Source organism: Pseudoxanthomonas sp. G3 (assembly GCF_057654715.1).
In genome coordinates this window covers 541,634-567,195 of record NZ_CM172805.1, presented here as the reverse complement: position 1 = coordinate 567,195, position 25,562 = coordinate 541,634, and the positions used below count along the sequence as shown (strand labels likewise).

General features: G+C 67.4%; 20 protein-coding genes. 4 read left to right on the top strand and 16 right to left on the bottom strand.

Annotation, left to right across the window (positions count from 1 at the left end; all coding sequences use genetic code 11):
* Positions 1-16: 16 nt before the first annotated feature.
* From AC23D6_RS02545 to AC23D6_RS02530, 4 genes are all read right to left on the bottom strand, one after another.
* Positions 17-349 (bottom strand): YbaN family protein, encoded by a 333-nt coding sequence (locus AC23D6_RS02545; protein WP_487752555.1) that lies wholly within the window; start codon positions 347-349, stop codon positions 17-19.
* 322 nt (positions 350-671) lie between these two features.
* The gene (locus AC23D6_RS02540; RefSeq protein ID WP_487751273.1) at positions 672-2,843 is read right to left on the bottom strand and encodes a S9 family peptidase; all 2,172 of its coding nucleotides are present in this window, start codon (positions 2,841-2,843) and stop codon (positions 672-674) included.
* A 62-nt stretch (positions 2,844-2,905) separates the two neighbouring features.
* The gene (locus tag AC23D6_RS02535; protein ID WP_487751272.1) at positions 2,906-5,011 is read right to left on the bottom strand and encodes a prolyl oligopeptidase family serine peptidase; all 2,106 of its coding nucleotides are present in this window, start codon (positions 5,009-5,011) and stop codon (positions 2,906-2,908) included.
* Positions 5,012-5,087: 76 nt separating this feature from the next.
* Positions 5,088-5,402 (bottom strand): hypothetical protein, encoded by a 315-nt coding sequence (locus AC23D6_RS02530; RefSeq protein WP_487751271.1) that lies wholly within the window; start codon positions 5,400-5,402, stop codon positions 5,088-5,090.
* A 142-nt stretch (positions 5,403-5,544) separates the two neighbouring features.
* Here AC23D6_RS02530 and AC23D6_RS02525 point away from each other — a divergent pair, with 142 nt between their 5' ends.
* Positions 5,545-6,129 carry a lipocalin family protein gene (locus tag AC23D6_RS02525; RefSeq protein ID WP_487751270.1) on the top strand — a complete coding sequence of 195 codons (585 nt, stop codon included), beginning with the start codon at positions 5,545-5,547 and terminating at the stop codon, positions 6,127-6,129.
* A 105-nt stretch (positions 6,130-6,234) separates the two neighbouring features.
* Here the strand turns inward: AC23D6_RS02525 and AC23D6_RS02520 are convergent, their stop codons facing one another.
* Positions 6,235-7,206, bottom strand: coding sequence for a helix-turn-helix transcriptional regulator (locus AC23D6_RS02520; protein ID WP_487751269.1), 972 nt, complete (start codon positions 7,204-7,206; stop codon positions 6,235-6,237).
* A 204-nt stretch (positions 7,207-7,410) separates the two neighbouring features.
* On the opposite strand from AC23D6_RS02520, the gene AC23D6_RS02515 reads away from it, so the two are divergent.
* Both AC23D6_RS02515 and AC23D6_RS02510 read left to right on the top strand, forming a co-directional pair.
* Positions 7,411-8,052: a hypothetical protein gene (locus tag AC23D6_RS02515; RefSeq protein ID WP_487751268.1), complete on the top strand. Its 642-nt coding sequence runs from the start codon at positions 7,411-7,413 to the stop codon at positions 8,050-8,052.
* A 341-nt stretch (positions 8,053-8,393) separates the two neighbouring features.
* Positions 8,394-9,131, top strand: coding sequence for a DUF481 domain-containing protein (locus AC23D6_RS02510; RefSeq protein ID WP_487752554.1), 738 nt, complete (start codon positions 8,394-8,396; stop codon positions 9,129-9,131).
* Positions 9,132-9,137: 6 nt separating this feature from the next.
* On the opposite strand, the gene hemC is transcribed toward AC23D6_RS02510, so the two are convergent.
* The 4 genes from hemC to AC23D6_RS02490 form a co-directional block, all read right to left on the bottom strand.
* On the bottom strand, positions 9,138-10,046 hold the full coding sequence (hemC, locus tag AC23D6_RS02505; protein WP_487751267.1) for a hydroxymethylbilane synthase: 909 nt from the start codon (positions 10,044-10,046) through the stop codon (positions 9,138-9,140).
* A gap of 33 nt (positions 10,047-10,079) precedes the next feature.
* Entirely contained in the window at positions 10,080-10,811 is a 732-nt protein-coding gene (locus AC23D6_RS02500; RefSeq protein WP_487751266.1) for a LytR/AlgR family response regulator transcription factor, read from the bottom strand.
* A 95-nt stretch (positions 10,812-10,906) separates the two neighbouring features.
* On the bottom strand, positions 10,907-11,590 hold the full coding sequence (locus AC23D6_RS02495; protein WP_487751265.1) for an alpha/beta hydrolase: 684 nt from the start codon (positions 11,588-11,590) through the stop codon (positions 10,907-10,909).
* A complete protein-coding gene (locus AC23D6_RS02490) occupies positions 11,587-12,552 on the bottom strand; it encodes an energy transducer TonB (protein WP_487751264.1) in 966 nt (321 codons plus the stop codon). The genes AC23D6_RS02495 and AC23D6_RS02490 overlap by 4 nt, the downstream gene beginning before the upstream one ends.
* Before the next feature lie 343 nt (positions 12,553-12,895).
* On the opposite strand from AC23D6_RS02490, the gene AC23D6_RS02485 reads away from it, so the two are divergent.
* Positions 12,896-15,079 (top strand): sensor domain-containing protein, encoded by a 2,184-nt coding sequence (locus AC23D6_RS02485; protein WP_487751263.1) that lies wholly within the window; start codon positions 12,896-12,898, stop codon positions 15,077-15,079.
* Here AC23D6_RS02485 and AC23D6_RS02480 read toward each other — a convergent pair.
* From AC23D6_RS02480 to AC23D6_RS02450, 7 genes are all read right to left on the bottom strand, one after another.
* Entirely contained in the window at positions 15,054-15,902 is an 849-nt protein-coding gene (locus AC23D6_RS02480; protein ID WP_487751262.1) for an NAD-dependent protein deacetylase, read from the bottom strand. The genes AC23D6_RS02485 and AC23D6_RS02480 overlap by 26 nt on opposite strands.
* A gap of 33 nt (positions 15,903-15,935) precedes the next feature.
* Entirely contained in the window at positions 15,936-17,441 is a 1,506-nt protein-coding gene (locus AC23D6_RS02475) for a tryptophan halogenase family protein (RefSeq protein ID WP_487751261.1), read from the bottom strand.
* 13 nt (positions 17,442-17,454) lie between these two features.
* Entirely contained in the window at positions 17,455-18,474 is a 1,020-nt protein-coding gene (locus tag AC23D6_RS02470) for a cupin-like domain-containing protein (RefSeq protein ID WP_487751260.1), read from the bottom strand.
* Entirely contained in the window at positions 18,458-19,165 is a 708-nt protein-coding gene (locus AC23D6_RS02465; RefSeq protein WP_487751259.1) for a SapC family protein, read from the bottom strand. Before AC23D6_RS02465 ends, AC23D6_RS02470 begins: the two co-directional genes overlap by 17 nt.
* A gap of 67 nt (positions 19,166-19,232) precedes the next feature.
* The gene (locus tag AC23D6_RS02460) at positions 19,233-20,786 is read right to left on the bottom strand and encodes a tryptophan halogenase family protein (RefSeq protein WP_487751258.1); all 1,554 of its coding nucleotides are present in this window, start codon (positions 20,784-20,786) and stop codon (positions 19,233-19,235) included.
* Positions 20,787-20,896: 110 nt separating this feature from the next.
* Complete coding sequence (locus AC23D6_RS02455) at positions 20,897-23,932, bottom strand: TonB-dependent receptor (protein ID WP_487751257.1); 3,036 nt, start codon at positions 23,930-23,932, stop codon at positions 20,897-20,899.
* Positions 23,933-24,284: 352 nt separating this feature from the next.
* Entirely contained in the window at positions 24,285-25,295 is a 1,011-nt protein-coding gene (locus tag AC23D6_RS02450; RefSeq protein ID WP_487751256.1) for a LacI family DNA-binding transcriptional regulator, read from the bottom strand.
* Positions 25,296-25,562 lie beyond the last annotated feature (267 nt).

The following is a 25,562-nucleotide window of genomic DNA, read 5'->3' as shown; positions in this document are numbered from 1 at the left end:
GAACGCGGCAGCGCGCTCAGTGAGACGGTTCCGGTCGCATCCACAACCAGGTGGCGACGACCGCCATGCATGCGATCGGCAACGCGACCATCCACCACCGATGCGGCCCGACCCACACCATCAACGCGAGCAGCACCGCCGCGCACACGACCATCGCCGTGGTCGCGGCCCATTTGGCCTTGCGCGAGACCGCGCGATGCAGGTGCCAGTCGTGGATCATCGGCCCGAAGCGCGGATGCGCGACCAGATAGCGGTGCAGCCGGTCGGAACCGCGCGAGGCTGCATACGCCGCGATCAGGATGAAGACCGTCGTCGGCAGCCCCGGGACGAACACGCCGAGGATGCCCATCCCCAGGCTGGCATAGGCCAGCAACCACCAGGCCCAGCGCAAGCGGGTCGGCCGGGGCTTGGGAAGGTCACGCTCAGGCGGAGGAGACGTGTCGTGCACGGCGACCTTGTACCCCAAATCGGTGGCGGACGGCGCAAAGACGAGTTGCGCGGACCGGATGACCGCACCCCATCCTGCCATGACTCACTCCACTCACCCTCGATGTCTATGGCTATCGGCCACGGTCGCGGCGACCTGAGCGCCGCCGGTCGGCGCAGGCTTCGCCAAACGGAACGAGCCGGGTTTCCCCGGCTCGTTCGGTGGTCCTGCGTACATGCGACGGTTACTTCGACGCGACGCCCAGCTGGTCCAGCATGAAGGCGAACATCTCGGCGCGCTCGCGGTACTGGCGGAAGCGGCCCGACTTGCCGCCGTGGCCGGCTTCCATGTTGGTACGGAACACGACCGGGCCCTTGCCGGTGTTGAGGTCGCGCAGGCGGGCGACGTACTTGGCCGGCTCCCAGTACTGCACCTGCGAATCCCACAGGCCGGTGCCGACGAACATCGCCGGGTAGGCCTTGGCCTGCAGGTTGTCGTAGGGCGAATAGGTCAGGATGTAGTCGTAATACCCCTTCTCTTCCGGGTTGCCCCACTCGTCGTACTCGTTGGTGGTCAGCGGAATGGTCGGGTCCAGCATCGTGGTCGCCACGTCGACGAACGGCACCAGGGTCAGGATGACCTTGTACTTTTCCGGCGCCATGTTCGACACCGCGCCCATCAGCAGGCCGCCGGCGCTGCCGCCCATCGCCGCCACGCGATCCTTCGCCGCGTAGCCTTCCTTCACCAGGTAGTCGGTGACGTCGATGAAGTCGGTGAACGTGTTGACCTTGTGGTACAGCTTGCCGTCGTCGTACCAGGTGCGGCCCATTTCCTGGCCGCCGCGGATGTGGGCCAAGGCATACACCACGCCGCGGTCCAGCAGGCTGACGTTGGTGACGCTGAAGTTGGGATCCATCGACGCGCCGTAGCTGCCGTAGCCGTACTGCAGCAGCGGGGCGGTGCCGTCGCGCTTGAAGCCCTTCTTGTAGACCAGCGTCACCGGGATCTTCGTCTTGCCGTCGCGGGCGGGCACCCACACGCGCTCGGTCACGTACTGCGAGGCGTCGTAGCCCGGCACCGGCTGCTGCTTGAGCTGCCGGCGCTCGCCGGTCTTGACGTTGATCTCGTAGGTCGTGGCCGGCGTGGTCATCGACGTGTAGCCATAACGCAGCCAATCGGTGCCGGTCTCGGGATTGGCGGACAGGCCCATCGAATACGCGGGCTCGTCGGCCTTGACGTAGTCGCTGCTGCCGTCGGCCTTGATCACGCGCAGGCTTTCCAGCGCGTTGGCGCGCTCGGACACGACGCTGAAACCGTCGAACAGTTCGAAACCCTCGACGAACACATCGTCGCGGTGCGCGATCCAATCCTTCCAGTCCTTGCGCGACGTCGAATCGGTCGGCGCGGTGACCAGCTTGAAGTTGGTCGCGCCATCGGCATTCGTGCGGATCACCCAGCGGTCGCCGAGGTGGTCGGCCTGGTACTCGACGTCGCGCTCGCGCGGCGCCAGCACGGTGAACACGCCCGGACTGGCGGCGGGCGTGCAGCGCATCTCGGAAGAGACTGTGCTCTCGACGCTGATGCAGATGAACTTGTCGTCGCGGCTGCGGCCGATGCCCATGTAGAAGCTGTCGTCTTCCTCTTCGTAGACCAGCTTGTCCTGGCTGGACGGCGTGCCCAGCACGTGCGACTTCACGCGCTTGCTGAGCAGGGTTTCCGGATCCTTGTCGACGTAGAACAGCGTGCGGCCGTCGTCGGACCAGACCAGGTTCGGCTCGGCGTTGGTCACCGTGTCCGCCAGCACTTCACCGGTCTGCAGGTTCTTGAAGCGGATCGTGTACTGGCGGCGGCCGTTGGTGTCGTCGGCATAGGCCAGCAGGGTATTGTCCTGGCTGACTTCGTAGTCGCCGACGTTGTAGTAGTCCTTGCCGGCGCCCAGCGCGTTGACATCCAGCAGCACCTCTTCCCCGGCGAAGTCGCCGGCCTCGTTGGCCTTCTGGATGGACACCGCGTCCACGCCCGGGCCGTCCTTGCGACGCGCGTGCACCGGATAGTCCTTGCCGGCCACGAAGCGGGCGTAGTACCACCAGCCTCGCTCGCGGTACGGCACGCTGGCATCGTCCTGCTTGATGCGGGCGACGACCTCGTTGTAGAGCTTGTCCTCCAGCGGCTTCAGCGGCGCCAGCAGCGCATCGGTGTAGGCGTTCTCGGCGTTGAGGTACGCCAGCATCTCCTTGTTCTCGCGCTTGTCATCGCGCAGCCAGTAGTACTCGTCGTTGCGTTCGGCACCGTGCGGCGCCTTCACCACGTGCGGCTTCTTGGCCACGTCGGGCGGCGTGGCGGTGGCGGCGAGGGCGGAGGAGATCGGGGTGCTCATCAGGACGGTGGCGGCCAGCAGCAGGGAGGTCGGTTTCATGGATGGGGTCCGGTAACGCGGGATGCAATGGCGACGCCCCTCCGGAGAGGGGCGTCGGACGCTTACTTGGCCAGCTGCTGCCAGAGGAAGGTGTAGGCCAGCGCGCTCATGTGGGCGGCCTGCGCGTTGTTCGCCGCGCCGCCGTGGCCACCTTCGATGTTCTCGTAGTAGCGCACGTCCTTGCCGGCCTCCAGCATCTTGGCCGCCATCTTGCGGGCGTGGCCCGGGTGGACGCGGTCATCGCGGGTGGAGGTCATGAACAGCGTCGGCGGGTACTCCTTCTTCGCGTCGAACAGGTGGTACGGCGAGAAGGTCTTGATGAATTCCCAATCGGCGGTGTCGGGGTTGCCGTACTCGGCCATCCACGAGGCCCCGGCCAGCAGGTGGCTGTAGCGCTTCATGTCCAGCAGCGGCACCTGCACGACCACCGCACCGAACAGCTCCGGGTATTGGGTCAGCATGTTGCCGGTGAGCAGGCCGCCGTTGCTGCCGCCCTGGATGCCCAGGTGCTTGGGCGAGGTGATCTTGCGGGCGACCAGGTCCTGCGCGACCGCCGCGAAGTCCTCGTAGGCCTTGTGGCGGTTGGCCTTCAGCGCGGCCTGGTGCCAGCGCGGACCGTATTCGCCACCGCCGCGGATGTTCGCCACGGCATAGACGCCGCCCTTCTCCAGCCAGCCCTTGCCGACGCCGCCGGAGTAGCCGGGGGTCAGCGAGATCTCGAAGCCGCCGTAGCCGTACAGCAGGGTCGGCGTGCTGCCGTCGTACTTCAGGCCCTCCGGGCGGACCAGGAAGTACGGCACCTTGGTGCCGTCCTTGGACGTGGCGAAGTGCTGTTCGATCTTCTTGCCCGCGGCATCGAAGAAGGCCGGCATCGACTTCAGCTGCTCCGGCTGCTTGCCGATCTCGGCGAGCGACAGCGTGGTCGGGGTCAGGTAGTCGGTGACGGTCAGCCACACCGCGTCGCTGTCGTCGCTGTCGACGTCGCTGACGCCGACGGTGCCGAACGACGGCGCGCCGACGAAGGCACTGGTCTTCCAGCCCGATGCCGACGGCGTGAGCACGCTCAGGCGGTTCTTCACGTCCTCCAGCACGTTGAGCACCAGGTGGTTCTTGGTCCACGTGAAGCCGGCCAGCGAGGTCTTGTCGGTCGGGGCGAACAGCACGTCGAAGTCGCGCTTGCCGGCCATGAAGTCATCGAACTTCGTTGCCAGCAGGCTGCCCGCGGCGTAGGTCTTGCCGCCCACGGTCCACGGCTCGCGGAGTTCCAGCGTCAGCCATGCCTTGTGCACGCCCTTGTTGGCCGAATTCGGAGCGTCGATCTTGACCAGCTTGCCGTCGGCGCCGCGCAGGTACAGCTCATCGTTGTAGAAGGCGATGGTGCGACTGACGAAATCGCGCTGGAAGCCCGGCGTATCGTCGTGGAACGCGGCGATGTACATGTCTTCGGCGGTGCCTTCGTACACCACCGCGGCCGAGGCCAGCGGGGTGCCGCGCTTCCACTCCTTGACGATGCGCGGGTAACCCGAGCTGGTCAGGCTGCCGGCGCCGAAGTCGCTGTAGACGTAGACGGTGTCGGCATCCTTCCAGCCCAGCGCGCCCTTAGCTTCGGGACGGTAGAAGCCGTCCTTCAGGAAGACCTTGTTGACCAGGTCGAACTCGCGGGTCTCGTCGGCGTCGGCGCCGCCGCGCGACAGCGCGATCAGGCAGCGCGTGTAGTCCGGCTTGCGGCAGTCGGCGCCGTGCCAGACCCAGTTCTTGCCCTCGGCCTTGTTCAGCGCGTCCAGGTCCAGCACGGTCTCCCACTGCGGCTGCGCCTTGCGGTATTCGGCCAGCGTGGTCCGGCGCCAGACGCCGCGCTCGTGCTGCTTGTCCTTCCAGAAGTTGTAGTAGAAGTCGCCGATCTTCTGCACGCCGGGAATCTTGGCGTCGGAGTCGAGGATGGCGCGGATGTCCGCTTCCAGCTGCTTGAAGGCCGGGGTCGAGGCGATCTCGGCCTCGGCCTTGGCGTTGACGCCCTTCACCCAGTCGAGCTGTTTCTGGCCTTCGACGTCTTCCAGCCACGCGTACGGGTCGTTGGACACGTCAGCCTCCTTCGCATGGACAGGGGCGGACAGTGCGCCCGCAACGGCAAGGCCGGCGGCCAGGCAGGCATGGGTGAGTCTGGGCATCGAGGGTGGCTCCGGAGGTGCAGTTCATGAACATGTCACGCTAGCACAAGGCCCGGAGGCCACCCCATGCCGAAGGTCAGGCCACCCGGGCCAGGCCGGTGGCGCGCGCCCGCAGGCGACGGGCCTGCGGCGGGCGGCGGCGCCCATGGGACCGGATGCGCCGCACGGCCGCCGGCAGGCGGAAGCGGTGCAGTGCCCACCACGCCGCGGCCGGCATGCCCACCAGCCACAGCGGAAGCCAGCCCAGCGCCTCGGTGCTCACGCGCGCTAGCGGGACCAGCAGCACCAGCACCAGGCCCGTCAGCACCGCGCGCCGCAGCACGCGGTCCAGTGCAGCGTCGGGACGATCGGAAGCGAGCGGGCGGGACGACGAGAATGATGTGGTGAACATGGCGAGTGACTCCCGTGAGTTGATGTCGGCACCGCGTCACAGTCGCGCACGCGCATCTCACGGGTTGCGACATCCCCGGTTAACATCGCCGTCGCATCCTGATGACTAGCGTGTCCGTATGACGGGGAGGAAGGAGTCCCACATGCCCATGGCGTCGATTCACCGCGTGGTCCGTTTCGCCCTCTTCGCCTGCCTGCTGGCGGCCGCTGCCGGCTGCGCCAGCCGTGGCGAAGTGTCGCAGGGTCCCGCGGCGGTGGACCTGCCCCGCTTCATGGGCACGTGGCATGTGGTCGCGCATATCCCCTACTTCGCCGAGCGCGGCCATGTCGCGGCGCGTTACGAATACGCGTTCCGCGACAGCGACAAGGTCGGCGTGGCCTATCACTACCGCGAAGGCTTCGAGCAGCCCGAACAGGTGCGCGAAGCCCGTGCCTCGGTGAAGGAAGCCTCCGGCAACCGCGAATGGACGCTGTGGTTCGTCGGCGTCGTGCCGGCGAAGTGGCGCATCGTGGACGTGGCGCCGGACTATTCCTGGGCGCTGATCGACTACCCGGGCCGCGACATGGGCTGGATCCTCGCCCGCGACCCGGTGATGGACGACGCGCTGTACCAGGACCTGGTGAAGAAGGCGCGCGATCACGGCATCAACGCCCGCCAGCTGGTCCGTGTGCCGCAGGTGCCTGCCCAGGTGGGCGCGCCGGGATTCGGGGAACCGAAGGGGCCGTAAACGCCATCGGCATCGGCGAACTTGTGGGAGCGACGTCAGTCGCGACGGCAGACTGGGCCATGCCGGAACTTCGCGACTGACGTCGCTCCCACAAAGGCAACGGCGCTATTTCTTCTCGTAGTTCGACAGCGCCAGTTCCAGCAGCGCCTTCGCCTGCTCGCGCAGCACGGCCGGCTCGAGGATCTCGGCATCGGCGCCGTAGTGCAGGATGTCCATCAGCAGTTCGCGGGAGACGCTGTACGGGATCTTCAGCTCGTAGCGGCCGTCGGGCAGGTGGCGACCCTGCTGCTTGGAATGCCACTGCTCGTCGGCGACCCAGCGCGCGGCCTTGGCGCTGAACAGGATCGTCGCCCAGCCCTTCGGCTCGCCCGAGAAGATGCCGTAGCTCGACGCCAGGTGCTGGTTGAGCTCCTCATTGGGGAGGTCGCGCGCGGGCTCTTCGGCCAGCCGCGCGTTGCCCACGCGGTCGACGGCGAAGCTGCGCAACGCGTTACGTTCGTGGTCCCACGCGTCCAGGTACCAGTTGTCGCGGTAATGGGTGATGCGCTGCGGGGACACCGTGCGGCGCGTGCGCTCGTCGGTGGAACGCGCGCGGTATTCGAACTGCAGCTGCTTGCGTTCCAGCACCGCCGAGGCGACGGTGCGGAAGCTGGCTTCGTCCAGCTTGCGGCCGCGATGCGGGATGACGCGCACGCGGTCGACCGGCCACTGCGACACGCCGGCGTGGTCGGCCAGCAGGCCTTCGATGCGCTTCTGCAACGGCGCCAACGCGCCCGACAGCACGCCGCCACCGGTGCGCACGAGCAACTGCTGCGCCGCCAGCAGCGCGTACAGTTCTTCCGAACTCAGCCACAGGCCCGGCAGCTCGAAGCGCTCGCTCTCCGCGGCGTGGTAGCGGAAGCCGGCCTCGCCGTCGCCTTCGATCGGCGCCATCAGCGCGTCGCGCAGGTAGGCCAGGTCTCGGTAGACCGTGGCGCGCGAGCAACCGAGCTCTTCCTGCAGCCGCTTCACCGTGACCGGGTAGCGGGCCGCCTTGAGGATGCGGTGCAGGGCGGTGATGCGTTCGATCTTGTCCATGGGGGGCACGGCAGGGGGCGTGGTCGGATTATCGCCGACGGGTGGCCGTTTTCACCGCCCGCCTGCCGTTGGGCGGAATACAGGGGACGAGCGCCGGCGGCGTCTTGGGCTCGTGCGGTGCCAGGCGTCCCGGCGTGTACTCGCCGCCGGGCCGCCCTCAACGCACGGACCCAAGGCGTCGCCCCTTCTACAAGGTCCATCGCCATGCCTCCGCGCTCCGCTGCGTTGTCGCTGTCCTTCGTCCTGCTGCTCGCCGTGGCGGCCTGCCAGCGCCCGGCGCCGGTGGATACCGCGGCGGCGCCCGCGGCCAAGTCGGTCCCGGCACGGGGTGCGGCGTCCGACGCGGTGGCCGAGGTGAAGGCCTCGATGCATCGCTTCCTGGATGCGCGCAGCTTCCATGCCCGGATGGAACTCGAAGGCGCGCACCCGATGACCAGCGACATGGAGTACGTGGCGCCGGACCGATACCGCATCACCCTGCCGACCGGCACGCAGACCGTCATCGGCAACGTGCTTTACATGCAGGTCGATGGCCGCACCACACGGGTACCGCTGCCGCCCGAAACGCTGGCGCCATGGCGCGACCCGCTGAAACTCCAGCAAGCCCAGCAGGGGCTGGCGGCCGAGTTCCTCGGGGAAACGGAGATCGACGGCATGTCCGCCCGGCATTATCGGGTCCGCAACACTGTGCCGGACCCGGTGGCCTTCGAGTACTGGATCGGGCCCGGAGGCCTGCCGCTGCGGCTGCGTCACGAGGGCACCGACAACGAGGGGCGCGTCTACACCGTCGTGCAGACCTACTCGCGCTATGACGATCCGGCGATCACCATCGAGACGCCTCCGTGAACACCGCATGGAAAGCGCCGCCGGCGGGTGTTGCAAACGTGACGGGAGTCGCCGTCGGGCGCTGCATCCATGCCACAATCCATGTCGCAAACCTGAATCGGAACAAGCACTTGGCTTGTGACTCCGGCGGGTGGCGCCTACCATGTAACCGTTTACACCTCCCCCGAGGCCCCATGTCCCCGTCCGTGCCCTCCTCCCTGCTGACGCTTGCCTTGCTCGCCGCACTGGCCTCGCCGGCCCTGGCCGCCGATGTGCTGCTCCCGCGCAACGAGAAGGTCGACGCGAGCAAGACCTCCAAGACCTTCGGCAAGGAGGCCAGCACGCTCGTGCCGGTGGTGGCCATGGCGGTGCGGCCAATCCCGGAAACCCCGCCCGCGCCACCGCCGCCCGCGCCCACGCTGACCGGCGGCGGCGAACTGGGCTTCGCGGCCGCCAGCGGCAACAGCAATACCGAAAGCTTCAACGGCCGCCTGGACCTGACCTACACCGACGGCGGCGCCTGGCGCCACAGCGCCAGCCTGTTCGGGCTGCATTCGCGCTCGGAATACACCCGCACAAACGACGACGGCAGCGTCGTGCGCGACACCCGGACCACCGCGAACCGCTATACGGTCAACGCCAACAGCGCCTACCTGATGGAGGGACGCGGCACGCTCAACACCGCGCTGCGCCACGAGGAAGACGACTTCGGCACCTACAGCCGCCAGCAGTCGCTCAGTCTCAGCTACGGCAACCGGGTGATCGAAAACGAACGCGCCCACCTGGACCTGCAGGTCGGACCCGGCTATCGCCGCGCTTACGACACCGTGGACGGGCGCACCGAGGCCAGCGTCATCGGCCGTGGCCTGATCGACATGCGCTATGCGCTCACCGACAGCACCGAGATCGTCAACAAGCTGCTGGTGGAATCGGGCCAGTACAACACCTTCGCGCAGAACGACCTGGGCGTGTCGGTGACGATGAATTCGCATCTCGCCCTGAAGGCGGGCTGGCAGGCGCGCCACAACAGCGACGTGGCCACCGACATCAAGAAGACCGATACCCTGACCACGATGAACGTGGTCTACCGCTTCAAGTAAGGCCGCTCAGGCGAGGAACGCGCCCGCGCCCTGTTCCAGCAGTTGTGCGGCGACGCGGCGCCCGAGCGCCTCCACGTCACCAGGATCGCCACGACCTTCTGCACGGAGCACCTGCCCCTCGGCGGCAGAACCTACAAGGCCGGCCAGCACGAGAACATCGCCTTCGCGCTGCGCGAAAGCCGCGACCGGCACATGGCAGCTGCCATGCAGCGCCCGATTCATCGCCCGCTCCGCTTCCACGCACATGCGGGTGGCGGCATCGTCCAACGGCGCGAACAGCGCATGCACGGCAGGATCTTCGGCGCGGCATTCCACCGCGATCGCGCCCTGCGCCGGCGCGGGCAACCATTCCGGGGCTTGCAGGCGAACACGAATGCGCGCATCGAAGCCCAGGCGCTGCAAACCCGCGCACGCCAGCACGATGGCGTCGTAGTCGCCGGCATCGAGCTTGGCCAGGCGCGTGTTGACATTGCCGCGCAGGTCGAGCAGTTGCAGATCCGGCCGCAGCGCGCGCAACTGCGCCTGCCGGCGCAGCGACGACGTCCCCACGCGCGCGCCGTGCGGCAACGCGGCGATGCCGTCGTAGTGATTGGAGACGAAGGCGTCCGCCGGATCGGCGCGCGGCAGGATCGCCGGCAGCGCGAACGGACCTTCCAGCTCCATGGGCACGTCCTTCAACGAATGCACGGCGCAATCGGCTTCGCCGCGCAGCATCGCCAGTTCCAGTTCCTTGAGGAACAGGCCCTTGCCGCCGATGGCGGCCAGCGAGCGGTCCAGCACTTCGTCGCCCCGCGTGCTCATCGGCACGAGCTCGACGAGCAGACCCGGGTGGGTGGCGCGCAGGCGGTCGGCGACGTGTTCGCTCTGCCAGAGGGCGAGCGGGCTCTTGCGGGTGGCGATGCGCAGCGTGGTCATGCGGGCATTATCCCGCATGCGGAGCCGGGGGGCTCAGAGCGTCTTGACGGTTTCGCGCAGGCCGGCCACGCAGCGTCGGCTGACCTCGAGAGGAGCCTTGCCATGGCGCAGGATGGCCTGCACGTGGCCATCGCCGACGCGCTTGATTTCCACCAGTTCGTGCCGCGCGACCAGACAGTTGCGATGGATGCGCACGAAGCGCCCGCCAAATTCCTCCTCCAGCGACTTCAGCGACTCCTCGATCAGGTCCTCGCCGCGCGCGTGGTGCACCACCACGTACTTCTCCTCCGCCTGCAGGTAATGCACCTCGTCGACCGGGATCAGGCGCAGGCTGCCGCGCAGGCGCGCGCACAGGTGGGTGCGCGGCTGGCTGTTCGAGGCGACCGGCGCCTGGGTCTCGCGCCCGGCGATGAACGTGCGTGCGCGTTCCAGCGCGGCGGCGAGCCGTTCGGCGCGGATCGGCTTCATCAGGTAGTCGATCGCCGCGGCTTCGAAGGCCGAGAGTGCGTGTTCGTCGTAGGCCGTGCAAAACACCACCGCCGGCCGCGGATCGAAGGCGGCCAGGTGCCGCGCCGCTTCCAGTCCGTCCACGCCCGGCATGGCGATGTCGAGCAGCACCATGTCAGGCCGGTGCTGCGAGCAGGCCTGCAGCGCATCCAGGCCGTTCTCGGCCTCGGCGACCACGTCGACGCCGGCATGCTCGGCGAGCAACGCGCGCAGGCGTTCGCGGGCGAGGGGTTCGTCGTCGGCAATGACCACTTTCACGGCAAAGGCGTCCTCGATGAACGTTGGCGTGATCCCCCGTGGCCTAGGTTACCCATGGCGGCGCCATGCGTCACCCGGGTGGGGACGCATGCGGATTACAACGCAAACCGCTGCGCCATCCAGTCACCCAGGTCACGGATTTCCTCGGCGCATACTTGGTGCGCCATCGGATACCGGTGCCAGGCCACGTCGAAGCCCAGCTCCCCCAGCGTGCGGGCGCTCTGTTCGGCATGGACCAGCGGGATAACCGGGTCGCCGACGCCATGGGCCATGAAGACGGGCTGCGCGGTGGCTGCCGCGGCCAGGTGCGAGGCCGCCTGCGAGGCGCCCGGCAGGTAGGTGGACAGCGCGATCAGTCCGGCCAGGGGCACCTGCCGGCGCAGGCCGGCGGCCAGGGTGATGGCGCCCCCTTGCGAGAAGCCCGCCAGCAGCAGCCGCTCCGGTGGGATGCCGCGCGCGTGTTCGCGTTCGATCAGCGCATCCGCCTGCAGGAGCGACTCTTCGATGCCGGCGCTGTCGGCGCGGGTCGGGAAGTCCATGCCCACGATGTCGTACCAGGCGCGCATGCGCACGCCGTTGTTGATCGTCACCGCGCGTACCGGCGCATGCGGGAACACGAAGCGCAGCGCGGGCCAGCCTGGCCTCACCACTTCCGGCACGAGCGGGGCGAAGTCATGGCCGTCGGCACCCAGACCATGCAGCCACAGCACGGACCACTGGGGGGAAGGACCGGTGTCCTGTTCGACGGTTTCGAGAAGCGGGGCATGGGAGGTCGTCATGCCGCCATTCTCGCCGCAGGGCGGCGCGGATACCAATCAGTCCGTGCCGCCCTGCGACTCGGCCGGCAGGCGGAACCGCACCGTGCGCTGCGACGCATGGGCCTGTCCGCTGGTTCGAAGCGCCAGCGTTGCGCCACGGCCAGCGCGGAGGCGTCGAACAGCCCCGCCGGCGTCGACGACAGCAGGCGCACATCGCGCACGCGGCCGTCGGGCTGGATGGTGAAGGCGACTTCGGCCTGGCCTTCGATGCGCGCGCGCAATGCCGGCAGCGGATAGCGCGGCTGGGCGTCCTGCACCAGGCGGGGCGTGCGGATCACCGGCTCGGCACGGGCGGTGGTCGGTAAAGGTGACGGCGCCTCGACCACGGCCGGTGCGGGAGGTGGCGCAGCGCGGACGGTCGCGGACGCGATGACGGATGCAGGCGCAGGTTCGCTCGCCACCACGGGCGGTGGCGGAACGACCGTCGGGCGCGGCGCGACCGTCACCGAGGGCGGCGGTGTTTCGAGCGCTGCGATCGTCGCCTGCGCGGCCTGTTCGCGCTGGAGCGCCGCAATACCCGTGCGCAAGCGGGGCAACGCGGGCGCGCGCGCATCGATCCGCTCGATCAACCCCCGCAATCGCACCGCTTCGGCGGCATCGCCACGCGCGATGGCCTGCTCGGCGGCGATCAGGACATAGGGCTGCAGTTCGGCCAAGGCCGTCTGCGCACGCGTAGCCTCGGCCGCGTCTTCGCGGGCCGCCAAGTAGTGTTCGATCGCGTTGTCGCCGGCCGGCGACATCATCCGCTGCTCGGCCAACGCACGTGCCGCGCGTGCGTAAGGCGTTCCTGCATCGTCGATGCTGTCGGGCGACACCGCCTGCGCGGATGCCACGGACGCCCCCTCCCCCGACGCCGGTTCGGGCGCCTGCCCACACGCTGTCAGGGCCACCATCAATGCCAGCCCCGTGCCGATTTTCTTCATGCCTGGATCCCCCGTCATGCGGGCGGCAAGCCTAGGCGGGCTTCGTGACGCCGGTGCGTCAGCCCGATGCGTCGCCCAGTCCCGTTGTTGCGGGCACTGGACGCTCACACGCCAGCGGTACATCGGCAGCGCCTCGATCAGGCGGTTCGCATGGAACCGTTTGCATGCGCCGAACCCCGCGTGCGACGGGCAAGTTCGGGTAAAGTGCCGTGATCCGGGGCCGATACCGTTTCGTATGGCCCCACCCCGGGGCGGCTTAGCAGGGACTGCCGTGGCAAACCCGGACCATCCGACGGATAACGTTCTTGGGGAAGACGCGACCGTGAGGCCCACTGCCATCGCCATGCCTGCCTTTTCCGCGTCTGCCGAACCCGATGTGTCCTGGATCATCGACCACAGCGACAATGCCGTGGTGGTCTGCGACGACGACGCGCACATCACCTACATCAACCAGGGCTTCACCCGGATGCTCGGCTATAGCCTTGACGAAGTCGTGGGACGCCGACCCAGCGATTTCCTCGCCGGGCCGCATACCGATCCGGAGACCGTCGAATGGGTGCGCGGGCAGTTGAATGCGCAACAGGGCTACCGCACCGAACTGCTCGTCTACGCCAAGAACGGCGTGCCGCTGTGGATCTCGGCGGTGGTGAATCCGGTGTTCGACGGCGACCGCGGCACGCGTTACCTGCTGGGCGTCTACACCGACATCACGCACAGCAAGCTGCACGAAGAACTGCACCGCAAGGTGCTCGGCGCGATCGTCCGCGAACAGCCGTTGCAGGACGTATTGGCGCTGGTCTGCCGCGAAGTGGAGAAGGTCATGCCCGAGGCGGTGGCCTCGGTGATCGCGCTCGACGATTACGGCCACCTCCGCGTGCTCGCCGCGCCCAGCCTGCCCGACCACATCGCCCACGCCATCAATGGCGAGCGCGCCGGTCCGATGGTGGGCGCCTGCGGCTCCGCCGCGTGGAGCGGACAGCCGGTGGAATGCACCGACATCGAGCGCGACCCGCGTTGGCAGGCCTACAAGGCGCCGTTCCTCGCGCTCGGCATCCGCGCCTGCTGGTCCAGTCCGATCAAGGGCCACGACGGCCGCGTGCTAGGCACCTTCGCGCTGTACTACTGGGAGAACCGCGCGCCGGACGAGTTCCATCAGCGCGTGGTCGATGTCTGCCTGCATCTCTGTGCGTTGGCGATGGAGCGCGAGCGCGCGCGGGCGCGCATGCACCAGCTGTCGTTCTTCGACACCTTGACCGGCCTGCCCAATCGGGCGCTGTTCAACAACAAGGTCGAGCAGATGCTGCTGGACGCCGCGCGACGGGACAGCGCCGTGGCGCTGCTGTTCATCGACATCGACCGCTTCAAGATCGTCAACGATACGCAGGGCCACACCGCAGGCGACACCCTGCTGCGCGAATTGGCCCGGCGCCTGAGCGGCGAACTGCGCGAGGCCGACGTGGTCGCGCGCCTGGCGGGCGATGAATTCGTGCTCGCCGTGCCCGACTACGATGCCGAAGACGCCGCCAACCTCGCCGACCGGCTGATGGCGCGCCTGTCGCAACCGGTCAACGCCGGCCGCATGATGCTGGCGCCGCAAGCCAGCGTGGGCGTGGCGATGTTCCCGAGCGACGGCTGGGACGTGGACTCGCTGGTGCGCCACGCCGACATCGCGATGTATCGCGCCAAGTCCGAAGGCGGGGCGCGCATCGTCTTCTACAGCCTGGAGATGAACCAGGCCATGCAGGAAAGACTGGCCCTGGAGAATGCCCTGCGCGAAGCCGTGCGCAGCGGCCAGTTGCGCCTGCACTACCAGCCGCAGGTCGGGATGGACGACGACACATGCCTGCACGGGGTGGAAGCCCTGCTGCGCTGGCGGCACCCGGAAATCGGCGAGATCTCGCCCGGTACCTTCGTGCCGATGGCCGAGGAATGCGGGCTGATCGACGACCTCGGCCGGTGGACGCTGGAGGAAGCCTGCACGCAGATGGCGGACTGGCGTCGTCGCGGCGTGCCGGTGCCGCGCGTATCCGTGAACCTGTCGGCGATCAACTTCGAACAGCAGGACCTGCCCGTCTTCATCGGCAACGTGCTCGGCAAATGCGGCCTCTCGCCCGACGAGTTGATGGTGGAGGTGACCGAAAGCGTCATGCTGGCCCAGAAGCCCGAAGTGCTGGCCAACATCGACGCGATCCATCGCATGGGCGTGCGCCTGTCGATCGACGATTTCGGTACCGGCTACTCGAGCCTCAGCCACCTGCACCGTCTGCCCATCAGCGAACTCAAGCTCGACATGAGCTTCGTGCGCGACCTCGAGCACAGCGAATCGGCGCGCGCGCTGACGACCTCCATCCTGCGCATCGGCGAGAGCCTGTCGCTGAAGGTGGTGGCGGAAGGCGTGGAGAACCAGGCGCAGCGTGAGGTACTCGCCTCGCTGAACTGCGACATCCTGCAGGGCTACTACGTCTCGCGGCCGCTGTCGCCGCATTCGCTGGAGCGCTGGCTCAGCCTGCAATCGCCGGCGGGATGACGCTGCGGCGCGTGTCGTCCAGCAGGAACGCCAGCGCCTCGCCGCACGGTGCGGCCACCCGGAACCGCAGCAGATCGTCGGCCCGCGTGCGTCCCAGATTCACCGCCGCCACCGGCGTGTGGTCGCGCACCGCGGCATGCACGAAGCGCAGGCCCGAGTAGACCATCAGCGACGAGCCCACCACGAGCATCGCGTCGGCGCGCGCGAGCTGCGCCATTGCGGTCTGCACGCGCTCGCGCGGTACGTTCTCGCCGAAGAAGACGACATCGGGCTTCAACATGCCGCCGCACGCGTCGCACGCCGGGATGTCGAACGCGGTGAAGTCCCGCCCTTCAAGGTCGGCATCGCCGTCGGGCGCGGCGGCGGCCGCCAGCCCGGCCCATCCCGGATTGGCCTCCCTCAGGCGCTCCTGCAGGCGCGCACGCGACGACCGCCTCCCGCACCCCAGGCAGACGACCTCGTCCAGGCGGCCGTGCAGGTCGATCACCGCGCGGCTGCCCGCGGCCTGGTGCAGGCCATCGACGTTCTGGGTCAGCAACTGCTCGCAGCGGCCCTGTGCTTCCAGGGTCGCCAGCGCGCGATGCGCCGCATTCGGTCGCGCTTCCGCGATCCGCGGCCAGCCCAGCAGGCTACGGGCCCAGTAACGCTGGCGCGTGGCGACGTCGCCCACGAACGCCTGGTAGGTCACCGGCGGCGTGCGCTTCCACGCGCCCTGCTCGTCCCGGTAATCGGGAATGCCGGAACCGGTGCTGCACCCGGCGCCGGTCAGCACGAACAAGCGGCGATGGGCCGCGATGAAGTCTTCGAGACGGGGATCGCTCATGGCGGCAGCATAGGCCATGCGCCGGCACCGCGATCAAGGCTTGGGTGCGGGACAGTAGCTGCGCAGGTAGTCCATGTGCGCCGGGATCTGCTGTACCGATCCCAGCACCTGGCGCCGGATGTCGTCCAGGAAACGCCGCAGGTCCGCCTCCTCCATGACATCGGCGGTGCGGTGGTACTGCCGGGGCGACACGCCTTGGCCCATCATCACTTGGATCCACGAATTCTCGGCGAAGAGCTCGTCGGGCACGCGGAACACGTGTCCCGTCTCGCGGAAGAGTTTGATGCGATGGAGCAGCGTCTCGGGAATGGGCATGTGCGAGATCGCCTCCCAATAGGGCGTATCCCGGCGGTTGGTCAGGGTGTAGTGCAGCACCACGAAGTCGCGCACGTGCTGCAGCTCGGCATCGAGCTGCGCGTTGTACTGGTCGACCTCGGTTTGAGCAATCACGCGCGGGAACATGCGCAGCAGGTGGACGATGCCCCGCTGGATCAGGTGGATCGTCGTGGACTCGAGCGGCTCGATGAAGCTCCCGGCGAGGCCAAGCGCCACGCAGTTCTTGTACCAGCATTTCAAGCGCCTGCCGGGCCGGAAGCGGATGGGCCACGGATCCTTGATGACTTCGCCTTCCAGGCTGGACAGGAATTCGTGCTTGGCCTCGTCATCGCTGATGTAGCGGCTGGAGTACACGATGCCGTTGCCGACACGATGCTGCAGGGGAATGCGCCACTGCCATCCCGCCGTGCCCGCGATCGCGCGCGTGTAGGGCACCGCGTCGCGGACGGCCGTGGTCTGGGTGGCGAGTGCGCTGTCGTTGAACAACCAGTGCGACCAGTCCTCGTAACCGACGTTCAGCGTCTTCCCGATCAGGAGCGCGCGGAAGCCGGTGCAATCGATGAACAAGTCGCCTTCGATCACCGCGCCGTCCGCGAGCTTGAGCGCGGTGATGTTGCCGGACGCCGCATCGGTCTGGACCTCGACGATCTTGCCCTCGACCCGCCGCATGCCGTGGCGTTCGCTGAAGGAACGGAGGAAGCGGGCATAGAGACTCGCGTCCATGTGGTACGCGTAGTTGATCCCGCCGCGCGGCAAGTGCGCGAACCGGTCCTCGAGCGCCGCCTTGAGCTCGAAACAATAGTCCTCGTAGCCGCTGGCGATGCCGAGTTCCCGTCCGCGCATCCAGAAATGCTGGAACCCGGCAGACCAGTGATCCTTGCCGCTGATGCCGAACGAGTGGATGTACCGGTGGCCGATGTCGAGCCAGTTCTCGAACGAAATGCCGAGCTTGATGGTGCCCTGCACCGCCGCCATGAATTCCTGCTCCTTGATCTCGAGCAGGCGATGGAAGGTGACCAGCGTCGGGATGGTGGCTTCGCCGACGCCGACGGTGCCGATTTCCTCCGACTCGACCAGGGTGATGTCCAGTACCTTGCCGAAGGTCTTGGACAGCGCCGCGGCCGCCATCCATCCCGCCGTTCCCCCGCCGGCGATGACGACGCGCCGGATCTGCTTCTGGTGGCTGTCGGTGGTCTCGTTCATGCGGTCGGCGTCCTCAGCGGTTCAGTCGTTGCAGCAGGCGCGCACGCAGGCTGCGGGCGCGCTGGTCGTCGAGCGGGCCGAGCACGCGGCGGGCATCCTCGGGAATGTGGTCGATGGTGGCCTCGCCAGCCTCGAACACATAGTGGCGGAATACGTCCGCCCACACCGCGCGTTGCGCCGGCGGCAGGTCGCGCACGGTCATGATGGCCAGCATCAGCGCATTCATCGGCGTATCCATCCACGCCGGCGACTGGCGCCACCAGTAGTTCACCAGCACGTTGAACGGTTCCAGCGCCTCCATGTGGTGCCACCACATGCTGGGAATCAATACCGCGTCGCCCGGCCCGAGCTCGGCCACCTGCGCATGCGCGAGCGCCTGCTCGAAGCGGGGGAACCGGGTGAAATCGGGGGCGGCGAAGTCCACCAGGCTGATCGGCTGGCCCGCCGGCGTGTGGTCCAGCGGCCCGATGTAAAGATTGGACAACTGCTCCGGCGGGAACAGCGTCACCCGTCGGCGACCGGCCACCACGCATGCCAGATTGTCGGGCACATCCTGATGCGCGGCGATGCGCGTGCGGTTGCCGATCCAGATGCTGGCCAGCGGCTCGCGGCGGCTCATGGCGAGATCGTTCTCGGCACGGAAGCCGGGCAGCCAGGTGTCGATCGTGGTCGAACCGACATAGATCGCGGGCGCCCGCGGGTCGTTCGCGTACTTCAGCAACGTGCTCAGCGCGACGCCGAGGGGCACCTTTTCCTGGCGGAAATTGAAGCCGCTCATGTCCGCGTTGTAGAAGAAGCGGCCTTCGATCTCCGGCGGCCCCACGGTCGCCACGACCGGCGGTGCCTCGCGCGCCTCGAAACGGCGAAGGTAGGCGACGGCGTCCTCGGCCGACGCCCTGGCCGCCTGCGCCATCGGCCAGTGGCTCGCCACGCCTCTCAGCACGACGGGGACGCCACCCTCCAGCACGTCGTCCGACAGGGTCTCCGGTCCGGCGCTGACGATCTCGCGGATGGGCTTAGCGGCGAGCGGCATGCCGTCGGTTCATCCGCTCGATGAGGGCACGCAGCTGCGACAGCGAGGCGACCGCCATGTAGATCGCCTCGAGGTGCCCAGCCTGGTGCAGGGCCGCAAGCGCGGCGGGCTCCAGCGCGCGCAGGCGCTCCTCGTTGATGATGTAAAAGCCGACCAGGCGGTTCAGCGAGCCATCGTCCAGCTCGACGTCGAGCGCGAAGGATTCGAGAAGCTCGTGGCGCAGCAGCGCATCGACGAAGCGCGGCGTCGCCTCCAGTCCGTTGTGGAGCGTCAGCAGCACCGAACTGATGCGGTCGAGGTATTCGGTGGTCCCTCCATGATCGCGGAACAGGCGCTCGCCGTGTTCGCTGCCGATGCGCGGGTTGTCCAGGTCCACGTGCACCAGCAGTTCCTCACCGTCGCGTCCGATCAGGAAGGGCTGCCGTTCGATCGCCAGCGGTACGTACGTCGCCTCCCATCCGTCCTCACCCAGGAACAGGTTCTGCCCTTCCTTGAACCCGAGCAGTGCGATCGGCTGGAACGTGCCATCGGCCACCTTGCGGAACACGACGGGGTAGTGCGCCTGCAGGTCGCGGAACTCCGCCGGGAACGTCTGCGCGAACATCACATCGTCGCCCAGGGCGGCCGTGCGGCGGGTGTCGACGCGGAGAGCGCCGTGTTCGATGTTGTTGAGCAGCACGTGCTTCGGCATGTGGGATCCGGATTGGGGTGCCGTCAGCGCGGCACGGCAGGGTCATCGACGCGGCGGCGTGCCTGGCTCACAGGCGGGGCATCCCGCGCGTCATGACATGATCGAGCATCTCGCGGTGCCCGGGCAACGCCGCCAGCATCTTGCGCGTGAGGTCGGCCGCCTCCCGGAAATAGCCCTCCGCCTGGCGCGCGTCGTCCATCCGCCGGGAGCGCGGTCGCGGATCGGGCCGGAAGCCCATGCCGTAGAGGATGTACTGGTAGCTCGCCGACGGAAACACTTCCTCCACCCGAGGCAGGTCGTAGCGCGTGGGCGGCTGGTGGCGCCAGAGCGCCATCATCTCCTGCAGGCGGTCCGGGATGCTTTCGGGCCGGCAGTTGTCGCGCCAGTACGCTGTGTCGGTACGGCGGGTCAGGATGTAATGCAGTTTGAGAAAGTCCACCACGCGGTCCCAACGGTACGAGAACGCATCGTTGAAACGCTTCGCCACCGCGTCCATCGCCGAGCGCGTCGCCGGCATCTGGTCGCTCAACATGCCGGCTGCCAGTTCGACCAGCACCAGCGAGGATGCCTCCAGCGGCTCCATAAAGCCGCTCGACAGGCCGATCGCCACGCAATTGCGCGACCACGACTCGCGGCGAAAGCCAGGCCGGATGGTGATCGTGGGCAAGGTGCGTATGTCCTCCTCGCGCCCCCCGGTCGCCACGACGTAGCGGCGGAGCTCTTCGGCAGCCGCCTCGTCCGTGGTGTGGGTGCTGGAGTAGACATGGCCGACACCGCGCCGCGTCTGCAGGCCGATGTCCCAGATCCAGCCGCTGCTCTGCGCGGTGGAAATGGTCTGGCAGGCGATCTCGACCCGCGGATCGGCGTAAGGCACCTGCAATGCGATGGCGCGGTCGTTGAACAGCACGTCCTTCATCGACTCGATCGCGATCCCGCAGTGCTGCCCGATCAGCAGCGCCCGCATGCCGGTGCAGTCGACGAACAGATCGCCCTCGATGGCACCGGACTCGCGCGTCTGCAGGGATGCGATGTCGCCATTCTCGTGCGCATTGACGCCCGTCACGTGGTCCGACACATGGCGCACGCCCAAGCGCTCGATGCAATGCTTGCGCATGAACACGCCCAACTTGCCCGCATCGAGGTGATACGCGTAGTTGGCGACGGCCGCGTACTCCGGCGTGGAGAACTGCTTCGGCGCCTTGCCCGCTTCGCACAGGTGCGGCTGAAAGCTGACCAGCTTCCCGAACGGAATCTCCGGGTGCTGCATCCAGCCGGCGACCACGTTGGTCTCGAGGAACCCCTGCGGCAGCACGAAGGGATGGTAGTAATAGTCGCCGGCGTGGCCCTCGGCCCAGCCCACGAACTTCGAGCCCTGCTTGAAGGCGCCGTCGCATTCGCGGATGAAGTCGGTCTCCGTCACGCCTGTCCGGCGCAACGTGTCCCGCATCGTCGGCCACGTGCCCTCGCCTACGCCGATGATGGGCACGTCGGGCGACTCGATCAGGGTGATCTTCAGCCCCGCGCCCGATGCGGTGTTGTGCTCGGCCGCCAGCACCGCCGCGGTCAGCCAGCCCGCGGAGCCGCCACCGAGGATCACCACGTGTTCAATGGCATCAGTCAAACCGTATCTCCGCTACGCCGGCCGCTCCGCGCGATCCAAGTGGAAAAGGAGCCCTGGCGACCAGCGGCTCCTTCCCCACGCAGCCGGCTGTTTGCCGGCCACACCCTGGCTCATTTGAACTTGTACCTGAATCCCAGCATGTAGCGGGGTCCGTTCTGCGTGGCGTACAGCAGCTGGCGATCGTTGCGTCCGTGGATGCGGATCGTCTCGTCGGTCAGGTTGATGCCTTCGAATTGCACCGAGAAGCGGTCGTTGAACGCGTAACCGATGCTCAGGTCGAACTGTCCGTAAGCCTCGGTGTAGTTCGGATTCGCGATGCCGGAACCATCGAAGCGCCCGGACAGGAACTCGTCGCGCCAGTTGTAGGCCGCACGGATCTGCCAGTTGTACTTGTCGTAGAACGCCACCAGGTTGGCCGAATCGCTCAACCCCAGCAGGGCGAACTGGTCGCCGAGCTGGTAGTTGTTGTAGTTCAGATCCGGGCTGTCGACGATGGTGTAGTTGGCGGACACACCGAAGCCGCTATCCCCGAAGACGTGCTGGAGGTTGATTTCCCAACCATCCAGCGTCGAGGAGCCCGTGTTGGCGGGCGTGGTGATGCGGAAGTTCGCCAGCGGATCGCCGGGCTGCCCCACGATGGTGCCGGTGTAGTTGCCGTTGCTGTCCTGGCCCGTCGCGGTGACGCCGGGCTGGCCGTTGAAGTTGGTGAAGATGTAGTTCCGGATGCAGACCACATCGGAGGTCGGGCAGCCGTTGGCCAGGGCGGCGTTCCAGTACGCACCACCGACGGGGGTATGCAGGTTGAACGGCGTCTCGCCATCGCTGCCGCCCACATCGATGACCTGGGTGGTGCCGATGTAGTTCTCGATGTTCTTGCGGAAGTACCCCACGGAGAAGTAACTCGATTCGCCGTAGTACCACTCGAAGGACAGGTCGAAGTTGTCGGACAGCAGCGGCTCCAGCCCCGGATTGCCCACCGAGCCCGTACCGCCATCCACGCGTACGATCTGGTCCAGCGTCTGCCCGCCCTGGATGTCCGCCCAGCCCGGCCGGCCGATGGTGCGGCCGTAGCTGCCGCGCAGGATCATGCTGTCGCTGAGCTCCAGGCTCATGTCCAGGTTCGGCAGGAAGTAGTCGTACTCGCCCGTGCGCGTTGCGAACGTCGGATCGCCGAAGACGAGGTTGAGTTCGTTCGCCGCCCCCCACGACACGCTGGTCGCTGTCGGCACCAGCGCCGACGAGGTGATCTCCGTCTTCTCGTAGCGCACGCCGACGGCGAGGTTGAAGGGCATCGACCAATCCCAGCTGGTGCTCCACTGGACGTAGGCGCCCCGCGACTTCTCCTCGGTGCGCAGGTCGCGCGTGAACGCGTCCGGCGCCCGGTACCAGTCGTCACGGCCGGTCAGCTCGGCTGCGCGATCGCGCAGCCGGTCGAAGTCGAACAGCAGGAAGGTGTCGGTGAAGTTGGGGCTGCTGTGGCCGGAGAACGCGTCGAAGTAGCGGCCCATGTTGTCCGCGAACCAGATATCGTCCGGATAGTCCGCCGCGGTGCCCACGCCACCCCAGGTATCGCGCTGCATGAAGCCGTACGCCGTGCGGTTGTTGACCTCGGTCGAAGACACGCCGAAATCCAACCCCGAGTAGTCGCCGAACTTGAAGCGGCCGCTCGCCTGTACCTGCTCGATCTCGGACTTCGTGTACGCGTTCTGGAAGACCGAGCCGGTCACCAGCGCCTGCGAGGGCGATACCGCCGTGACCCCGGTCGGCAGCGCCACCGTGAGCACCGGGAAGTCGCCGCTGAAGTCCGCCGTGGTGGTGCCGCGCACGAAGGCCGCCACGCCGAGCACGCCTGCCGAGCCCCACGGGCTGTCGGGACGGGTTTCCGCCGAGGAGTCGTGGTAGTCGAGTTCGAGGCTGAGGGAATCGTTGACTTCCCACTCCACGTTGAAGCCGAGCGACTTGTTCTCGTTGACGTTGGCCAGGCGCATGCCACCCATCGACAGGTCGCTGTTCGCCGCCGGGATGGTTTCCGAGTAGATCAACGGCGCAGCCACCGGACCGTCGGTCCAGGAGCTGACGGAAGGGCCGTAGTTGAACCAGACCGACAGCTCGTTCCGCTGCTGCTGGATCTTGTTCTCGGAGTACGTGTAGTCCAGCGTCGTCGTAACGCGATCGGTCGGCGCCCACTGCAGGGTCACCTGCCCGTTGGTGCGCTGGCGTTGCACGCCGTTGACGCTGTAGTTGAGGTTCTGCGGGACCGAATAGATATCGGTCGGATCAGGCCGATTGGTGATGTTCTCCGAACCCGGCGTGCCCGGCTGCGGGATCGTGCCCCAGTTGTTCTCGTCGCCTCGGAACGGCCGCCAGCCGTTGGGCACGGACACCTGGCTGTAGCCGAAGTCGCGCTCCTGGTAGCTGCCGCTCAGCGCCACGCCGAACCGACCATCGGCGTAGGTCTGGCTGAAGATGCCGGACAGCTCGCCGGTGAAGTCGCTGCCCTGCAGGGAATCGGGTAGGTTGCCGTTGGACGTGTCGTGGACGCTCTTGAAGCCGACGTTCGCGATGGGGCCCGAATCCAGCGGCCGCGCCGTCTTGATGTTGATCGTCGCGCCGATGCCGCCCGGCGGTGTTTGCGCACGGCTGGTCTTGTAGACCTCCACGGCGGAAATCGATTCGGACGCCAGGTTGGCGAAATCGAACGCACGCGAATTCGATACGCCGGCTCCGCCCGCGTTGCTGGACGCCGGCATCTGCCGGCCGTTGAGCAACACCAGGTTGAAGTCAGGCCCCACGCCGCGGACGGTCACGCGCGCGCCTTCGCCGAGCGACCGGTCGATCGACACGCCGCTGATGCGCTGCAGCGACTCGGCGAGGTTCGTATCGGGGAACTTGCCGATGTCTTCGGCCACGATGCCGTCGACGACGCCCTGCGCATCGCGCTTGAGGTTCATCGACGACTGCAGGCTGGCGCGGATGCCCTTCACCACCACCGTGTCCAGGGTGGTCGGATCGGCTTCGGTCGCGGTGGTGGACGGTGGCGTGGTGCTTTGCGGATCGGCCTGCTGTGCCCAGGCGGGACCCGCCATGGCGATCAGCAACGCGGACGTGAGCACCCGCTTCCTTGGAACGGACTGCACTTGCTTCATGGACTTTCCCCTCTCCGGAAATTCACGAATGGCGTGTTGTTTTGCGAATGGCGTACGTGCTCGAGGCCCCCTGCCCTCTTGCTTGGGGCGCATTGGACGCGCGATTGACAGCGTTGTCAACTTTCAGTGATTCGGGCCAGACCGAGCAGAAAACCCCTTGTTTTCAGCTGTATTGCCAATGCTGCGACGCAGCTGAAATCGTTTTCCATTCGCGACTTGAAACAATCGAATGGAAGATTTTTTCTACCCAGCGCGCGGGAGGTTTTCGATTGGTATTTCCCCTCCCGGCACACCCTCGCGCGCGGCCCCGCCTTGCGAGGGCCACGACCGGCAACACGGAAGGAACGTGGCGTCAGCGCCGCGTGGGGGCCTGCGTCGACTCCCGGAAGACCACTTCGTGCTCGACGTGCACCATGCCGCCAGCGTCCGCCGCGCGAATGCGGGCCAGCAGCTGGAGCGTGGCCAGCCGCCCCATTTCGGAGGTTGGCTGGCGGATCGTGGTCAGCGCGGGATAGATGTGGCGTGCGATCGGCGTGTCGTCGAACCCGCATACCGAAATGTCGCGGGGTACCGCCAGGCCGCGCTCGCAGGCCGCACGGATGACGCCGGCGGCCATGTCGTCGTTGGCGGCGAAGATCGCCGTGGGCGGCCGCTTGAGGTCGAGCAGCCGGTTGCCGGCTTCGATGCCGGATTCATACGAGAAGGCGCCTTGCACCACGAGTTCCTCGTCGTAGTCCAGGCCCGCCCTCTGCAGTGCGTCGCGGTACCCCTTGAAGCGCCATTGGCACGCCCCGTGGGCAGGCGGCCCCTTGATGTGGGCGATGCGGCGGTGGCCTTGCGCGACCAGCCCCGCCATCAGTTCGAGCACGGCGGCGGTCTCGTCCATCGCCACCCCGATCCGGTCCTGCGGATGCTTGGGCGCGATGCAGGCGAAAGGCACGTCGTGCTGCTCGAGGAACGCGAGCACCGCCGGATCGTCGGTCAGCGGCGGGATCAGCACGACGCCGTCGGGCGCGAAATGCTCGAACACCACCTTGAGGTCTTCGGCCTTGCGCTGCTTGGCCGAGCCGACCGGGGCCAGCACCAGGTTGTAGTGGTTGTCGCGGCAGGCTTCCAGCATTCCGCTCTGGATCTCCATCAGGTAATTGCGCGACGGATTGTTGTAGACCAGCGCGATGACGTACGACCGCTGCCCGGCGAGGCTGCGCGCGGACAGGTTGGGACGGTATTGCAGCTTCTCCACTGCCTTCATGACCCGCTGGCGCATCTCATCGCGCACGTTGGGCTCATTGTTGAGCACGCGCGATACGGTCTTCATGGATACGCCGGCGGCGGCGGCCACGTCCTCGATCCGGCTACGCATTCGGCTGCTCCCGCTCCACTCCGCACATCCTCCTGATCAGACCCCGAATTCTGACAGCGACGCCACGTCCCTGGAAACCACGGCACGCGCCTGCGCAAGCGAAGGCTCTCCGATCCCCAACGTCCACGTGCGACGCGCGCAAATCGTTGTTGCAAAGCAACACATTCTTGAGATGGAGATACGATGCGATGCGCACTGCATCGCGCGTTCTGCCGCTTCACGCCGCTCGCGGTTGACACTCACATGTACCAACGGTATGACAGCGCT